The organism is Lysobacter sp. ISL-50 (assembly GCF_018612875.1).
GTDB lineage: Bacteria > Pseudomonadota > Gammaproteobacteria > Xanthomonadales > Xanthomonadaceae > Lysobacter.
The window spans coordinates 24,622-31,127 of the sequence record NZ_JAGGRI010000052.1 but is presented as its reverse complement, the minus strand read 5'-3'; the positions used below and the strand labels follow the sequence as shown (position 1 = coordinate 31,127).

General features: G+C 65.0%; 5 protein-coding genes. All 5 read right to left on the bottom strand.

From position 1 onward, the window contains the following. Positions 1 to 644 precede the first annotated feature (644 nt). The gene (locus J7J50_RS22730; RefSeq protein WP_215058057.1) at positions 645 to 2,609 is read right to left on the bottom strand and encodes an AsmA family protein; all 1,965 of its coding nucleotides are present in this window, start codon (positions 2,607 to 2,609) and stop codon (positions 645 to 647) included. Positions 2,610 to 2,777: 168 nt separating this feature from the next. Beyond that, entirely contained in the window at positions 2,778 to 3,458 is a 681-nt protein-coding gene (locus J7J50_RS22725) for a hemolysin III family protein (RefSeq protein WP_215058056.1), read from the bottom strand. 232 nt (positions 3,459 to 3,690) lie between these two features. Continuing rightward, on the bottom strand, positions 3,691 to 3,924 hold the full coding sequence (locus J7J50_RS22720) for a hypothetical protein (RefSeq protein ID WP_215058055.1): 234 nt from the start codon (positions 3,922 to 3,924) through the stop codon (positions 3,691 to 3,693). A gap of 187 nt (positions 3,925 to 4,111) precedes the next feature. Beyond that, the gene (locus J7J50_RS22715; RefSeq protein ID WP_215058054.1) at positions 4,112 to 4,600 is read right to left on the bottom strand and encodes a hypothetical protein; all 489 of its coding nucleotides are present in this window, start codon (positions 4,598 to 4,600) and stop codon (positions 4,112 to 4,114) included. A gap of 1 nt (position 4,601) precedes the next feature. Further along, a complete protein-coding gene (locus J7J50_RS22710) occupies positions 4,602 to 6,206 on the bottom strand; it encodes a peptide chain release factor 3 (protein ID WP_215058053.1) in 1,605 nt (534 codons plus the stop codon). Positions 6,207 to 6,506: the final 300 nt, after the last annotated feature.

Sequence of the window (6,506 nt, the reverse complement as noted above, 5' to 3'; positions counted from 1 at the left end):
TGCTCTTGCTTGAGGCTTCTTTTGCTCGTCATTCCCGCGAAGGCGGGAATCCAGCGACTTCAAGCGTTCTCGCACGAAAGGCACTGGATTCCCGCGTTCGCGGGAATGACGGTAGGAGGGAGTGCGCGGGTCTGGTTGTTTCGGTCAGGGGCTTTCAGGTTCTTAGAAGCTTCAAGCAAGGTCAAACGCTAAACGCTTCCGCCATAGAGCGGCGGGTCACTTTCTTTGTCCAAAGCCACAAAGAAAGTAACCAAAGAAAAGGCTTTAGCTGTTTCGAGTCAAAAGCCACGAGTACGGTGCCTGCGCAGGCAGGTGCCACATTGGGCATCCTGCCCAAGGTGGCACCCGGCGCACGTCCATGTGCGCCGCCCTTCGGGTGTCCCTGGTCTCGCGAGTAACAAGCGACGCCAGGCAAAAGCCAAGGCAAAAGCTCAAGCCACAGCCACAGCTACAGCTACAGCTACAGCTAAAGCTACAGCTAAAGCCACAGCCACAGCTAAAGCCACAGCTAAAGCTAAAGCTAAAGCCACAGCCAAAGCCAAAGCCATTGCCGATTCAGAGAACTAAGAAGTGATTCTGGCGGAAGGTCGAAGCTCAGCACACCCAAGACGACGCACCACGCCTTCACCGCGCAAGCATCGCGATCAATTCACCAAATGCTCGGCGCAACCCGCATCCTTGCCCGGCCCCAATTCCAACGTAGCCAACAACGCCGCCGGCGGCGCGATGGCGCCGAGCGCGAGCGCCGCCGCTCCGCGCAAGCCCAGGCGTTTGTAGTCCGGACGCGCGTTGGGTTGCTTGAAAGTGCCGGTGACCAACAGCGGCGCGCGCAGCGACAGCAGGCTGCGGTCCTTCGGGCGCGCGCGGATGACGAGGTCGAGCTTTTCATCGCGCATGTTGATCGTGCCGGTGCCGACCAGCACCGTGTCGCTGGTATCGAAGGCCAGCGATTGCGCGGTCATGACGCCATCGTTCACGGCGAAATCGCCGAAGCCGCAGCGGATCGGAATCTTGCGGTCGTGGGTCAACTTGAACTTGAGGATTTCCGCCAAGTCGATACCGGCGAATTCCATCAGCAGATTGCTGATCTGGCCCTCGCCCATGCCGATCGCGACGCTGCCGTCGCTGCTGCCGAGCATTTTCGCGATGGAGTTGCCGTTGCCGCTCAAGGCGATGCGGCCGCCGAGTTTGCCGACCGCGTCCTGGCCGAGCTTCACCGTCGGCATCAGCTTGGCCAGGGTGAGGCCGCGCGCGTTGATGTCGGCGCGGGTGCGGATGGTCGCGTTGCGCGCGTCCATGGTGATGTTGGAACGGATATCGCCGTCGGCGACGCCGAAGTTCAGCGGGTCGAGTTTCAACAAACCGTTTTCCAGCAACAGATGCGCCTGCATGTCGTCCAGCGGCCAGCCCGGCGCGTTGATGCGCGCGGCCTTGAGCTTCACGTCGGCATCCATCGCGCGCAGCTTGTCGAGCCGGTACGGCGTATCGGGCAGTACCCGGGGCTTGACGTCCAGTTGCGCGTTCAACGCGGCGAGTTCGGGATTGCTGCTCTCGCCGCGACCGGTCTGCGGCGGCGCGCCGATGAAGCCGGCCAGATCGTCGAAGTCCAGGCGCTTCGAAACAAGGTCAGCGCGCAAATACGGACGCGGGCCGCCGGTGTCGACGCTGGCATCGCCGGCCAGATCGCTGTCGCCGACCTTGCCGGTGAAATCCCGATAGTTCCAGCGCGCGCCGTCGCGATGCAGGCGGCCGTCGAGCGCATACGGCGGGGTCGGCGGAATCGCCACGCCGATCAGCGGATACAGGTCGGCGAGGTTCTTGCCGGACAAAGCGAACTGCAGATCGAAATCGCGCAGATGGAACGGATCGACCAGTTCGCCGCGCGCATGCGCGCGGGTCGCGCCGGCGGCGGCGCGAAGGTCGAGGCGATACGGACGCTGCGCGTCGCTCAGCTCCAGCGGCGATTCGGCGCGGCCTTGCAGGGTGAAGGCGTTGTTCTTCCAACGCCCGCCGCCTTCGACCTCGACCGGCGGCGCGGCGTCTTCGCGCCGCGGCTCGCGGCTGTTGACGGCCAAGCGGATGTCGGTCTTGCCGGCGGCGTCGAGAAATTCCATTCGGCCGTCTTGTATCCACATTTTGCGAAAGCGCGGCAGTTCGCCGCCACCGCTTTTGAATACCCAGTTGCCGCCGTGGGCCGGATCGCTCTGCAGATTGACGCGCGGCTGGGTCAGATGGATTTCGGGAATGCGCACATCGCCCTTGAGCAAGGGCCAGAACTCGATCGCCAGTTCCAGCCGCTGCGCGGTCGCCATCATCGGCTGCTTGGCCCAGTCGGCGTTGGCGAAGCTCAGACCGTCGGCGCGGATCACCGGCACGCGGCCCAGATCGACGTCCAGGTTGCCGGCGATTTCGAATTTGCGCCCGGTGCGCGCTTCGACCTCGCGCTCGATCGGACCTTTGAACCAGTTCCAATCCCACAGTGCGATCAGTACCGCGATGGCCAGCGCGATCAGGCCCAATACGCTCAGCCACGGATGACGGCGCGGCCACGCGCGCACGCTGCGCGCGGCGGAGGCTTCGGATGCGGGCGGTGTGGGATATGCGCTCATCGTCAAAAGGCGAAGTCCGATCGTGCGGACGATGCCGGCAGCGCATCACCGCGTGCAGTCGTTCGGCCGTGCCGGCGGAACCTGATCGCTACGATGGCCTCACCATCGCCAGCAGGCGGTAAAGCGAGAGTGAATACGCCGTGGACGCGGCGTGGAGCGTTCAGTCGTTCAGATTGCCGAGGCCAGTTCCGCGGCCGGAACCACCTGCGACAGCACCGCGATGTAGTGACACACGCTGCCGCCGACCACGAACAGATGCCAGATCGCGTGCGAGTACTTCAGCGACGGCCGGTGATAGAACACCGTGCCCAGCGTGTAGCAGATGCCGCCGGCGAGCAGCCAGCCCAGGGTCCAGGCGTCGAGCGCGTCGAGCAGCGGCTTGATCGCGACGATCACCAGCCAGCCCATCGCGATATAGATGGCGGTCGACAGCAGCTTGAAGCGGCCGGTGTAGAACAACTTGAACACGATGCCGGCGAAGGCCAGGCCCCAGATCGCCGCGAACAGGCCCCAGCCCCACGGGCCACGCAGGCCGATCAGGGTGAAGGGCGTGTAGGTGCCGGCGATCAGCAGGTAGATCGCGCAATGATCGAAGACCTTCAGCCGGCCCTTGACGACCGGGTGCTGGATCGCGTGGTACAGGGTGGAGGCCAGATACAGCAGCAGCAGGCTGATGCCGAACACGATCGCGCTGCCGAGCTGCCAGGCGTCGCCGTACAGCGCGGCCAGGGTGATCATCACCGAGCCGCCGGCCAGGGCGGCGGTGGCGCCCAGACCGTGGGTCAGGGCGTTGGCGATTTCTTCACGGATCGAATGTTTGTCGTGAGCGGGGGCATGGGCGACGGTCATGCCCGCATCCTAACGCGGTCTGAAGCGAATGCTCGCCGCGCCGGCGAACAGCCAACCGAAGTTAAGGCCGAAGCGAGGCCGATTCGCGACCCGGATCACGCGCCGCGGCGGCCGCACGGCGGCCATGTTCAGCTAAATACAGGACGCGGAGCCTTCGTCGTCGGGCTCCGCGCCCGGAGACAGGGCGTCGGACGAACGGTCGGTCGCCGCCGCGTTCCGGCGCGCCCGCAAGCTAGACCGGAGCGCCGTAGCCCGCCGTCGAAGGCATGCCGACGATCAGCAGGATGAAGCCGACTACGTAGATCGCCAGCGGAATCTTGTTCTCGGCGAAATTCATGATCGCGAACACCAGCGCGACCAGCGGAATGATCAGCGAACCCAAGCCCCACCAGATGCTCTTGCGGAACGCGTTGACCACGATCCACAGACCACCGATCAAACACAGCGCGATACCCAACCAATACATAACTCCCCCTTCGCTTGGACGCCGGTTCCTCCGGCGCTTTCGATCCTAGCCGATGGTGCCTCGCAGCATGGCGCCAGCCCGACATGGCCGGAATCGGGAAAGACAGTCACGCCGCGGTGGTCGGCGTGCAGAGCAAAGCGATGAAACACATCGGCGCGGCGGGCTTGCTGTCGCGCCGATGCAGGCGTTATTCCAGCGCGTTGAGCCGGCGAATCCGCCGCAAGCGTTGCTGGATCTTGTGCGGCCTGGCGAAGCGGTATTCCTCCACCTCGACCAGCAGCGCGCAGTCTTCGCCGAAGGCTTCGCGCATCGCGTACACACGGCCGTTGCCTTCGAACGCCAGCCAGCGCTCGTCCTCGCGCACGACCTTGATCTGCGAGACCGACGGGATGATGGCGTTCAACGCCGCCAGATCGAGGCGGCCGCGGGCGAGCAACTCGTCGCGCCGCGCGATCAGCGCCTGGGCGCGTGCGTGGGTGGCCTGCAGCGCCGACTCGCGGTCGATGCGGTGGATCGGGTGCAGGGCATGCAGCGGCGCCATCGCCTGCGCCTTGTCGCTGCGCAGGCGGTGGATGTCCATGATCACCTTGCCCATGTAGGCGTCCTTGTAGTCGAGCGCGGCGACTTCGCTGCGCTTGCTCATCAAGTACAACCACCATTGGCGCAGGCGCGACATCTCAGTCCATCGCGATCGCGTGCGCGTGTTCGCGCGTGGCCATGAATTCCACGCCCGGCGCGCGTTCCTGCGCCAGTTGCAGATTGACCCGGGTCGGAGCCAGGTAGACCAGTTGGCCGGCCGCGTCCACCGACAGGTTGAGCGCGTTCTTGTCGCGGAATTCCTCGAGCTTCTTCGCGTCCGCACAGCGGATCCAGCGCGCGGTGGCGACGCCGACCTGCTCGAAGCTGGCATCCACGCCGTATTCGTCCTTGAGGCGATAGGCGACCACGTCGAACTGCAGCACGCCGACCGCGCCGAGGATCAGGTCGTTGCTCATCAGCGGACGGAAGAACTGCGTCGCGCCTTCTTCCGACAACTGCGCCAGCCCCTTCTGCAACTGCTTGAGCTTGAGCGGATCGCGCAGGCGCGCGCGCCGGAACAGTTCCGGGGCGAAGTTGGGGATGCCGGTGAACGACAGGTTCTCGCCTTCGCTGAAGCTGTCGCCGATCGAGATCGTGCCGTGGTTGTGGATGCCGATGACATCGCCCGGGAAGGCAGTCTCGGCGATCTCGCGGTCCGACGCCATGAAGGTCAGGGCGTTGGCGAGTTTGACTTCCTTGTTGGTGCGCGCATGGAAGGCCTTCATGCCGGCGTTGAATTTGCCCGAGCAGATGCGCATGAACGCGACCCGGTCGCGGTGCTGCGGGTCCATGTTGGCCTGGATCTTGAACACGAAGCCGGTGAGTTTTTCCTCGGTGGGCTGGACGTCGCGCGCGGTGGTCTCGCGCGGCCGCGGCGAGGGCGCGTGTTCGACGAAGAAGTCCAGCAGCAGCTGCACGCCGAAGTTGTTCACCGCCGAGCCGAAGAACACCGGGGTCTGTTCGCCGCTGAGATATTTGGCCTTGTCGAAGGGATGCGAGGCGCCTTCGACCAGTTCCAGTTCTTCGCGCAGCTCGGCCAGCATGTTCTCGCCGATACGCGCGGCCAGGCCGGGATCGTCGATCGAGGCGAAGATGGTCGAGTCCTGGCGGGTGAAGTTGCGGCCCTGTTCGTACAGGTGCACCTCGCCGGTGAGCAGGTGCACCACGCCCTTGAGGCGCTGGCCCATGCCGATCGGCCAGGTGATTGGCGCGCACTGGATGCCGAGCACGCTTTCGACTTCGTCGAGCAGGTCGATCGGGCTCTTGCCTTCGCGGTCGAGCTTGTTGATGAAGGTCATGATCGGCGTGGTGCGCAGCCGGCAGACTTCCATCAGCTTGATCGTGCGTTCTTCCACGCCCTTGGCGACGTCGATGACCATCAGCGCCGAGTCCACCGCGGTCAGCACGCGGTAGGTGTCCTCGCCGAAGTCGGCGTGGCCCGGGGTGTCGAGCAGGTTGACGATGTGGCCTTCGTAGGGGAATTGCATGACCGAGGAGGTCACCGAGATGCCGCGCTCTTTCTCCAGCGCCATCCAGTCCGAGGTCGCGTGGCGCGCGGCCTTGCGGCCCTTGACGCTGCCGGCCATCTGGATCGCGCCGCCGAACAGCAGCAGCTTTTCGGTCAGCGTGGTCTTGCCGGCGTCGGGGTGCGAAATGATCGCGAAGGTGCGTCGGCGGAGGGCTTCTTGGGAGACTTCGGACATGGGAACGGCGCGCCCGGAGCGCGTCGGCAGGTAACGGGGAGGCGGGGAGTATACCCTCGGGCGGCGGCGGGTCCGAAGGCGGCGGCGCTGGGCCGGCGGATCAGGCGCCAGTGCCTGGCAGGGCCCGCTTTTGTGGGGGGGCCTTCAAGCCCGATGCGGCCCTGCTTTATGTGGGAGGGCCTTCAGGCCCGATGCGGCTCTGCTTTTGTGGGAGGGCCTTCAGGCCCGATGCTTTTCGATCCGGCGCCGTGATCTGGCCGAAAGGCATCGGGCCTGAAGGCCCTCCCACAAAAGACCTCG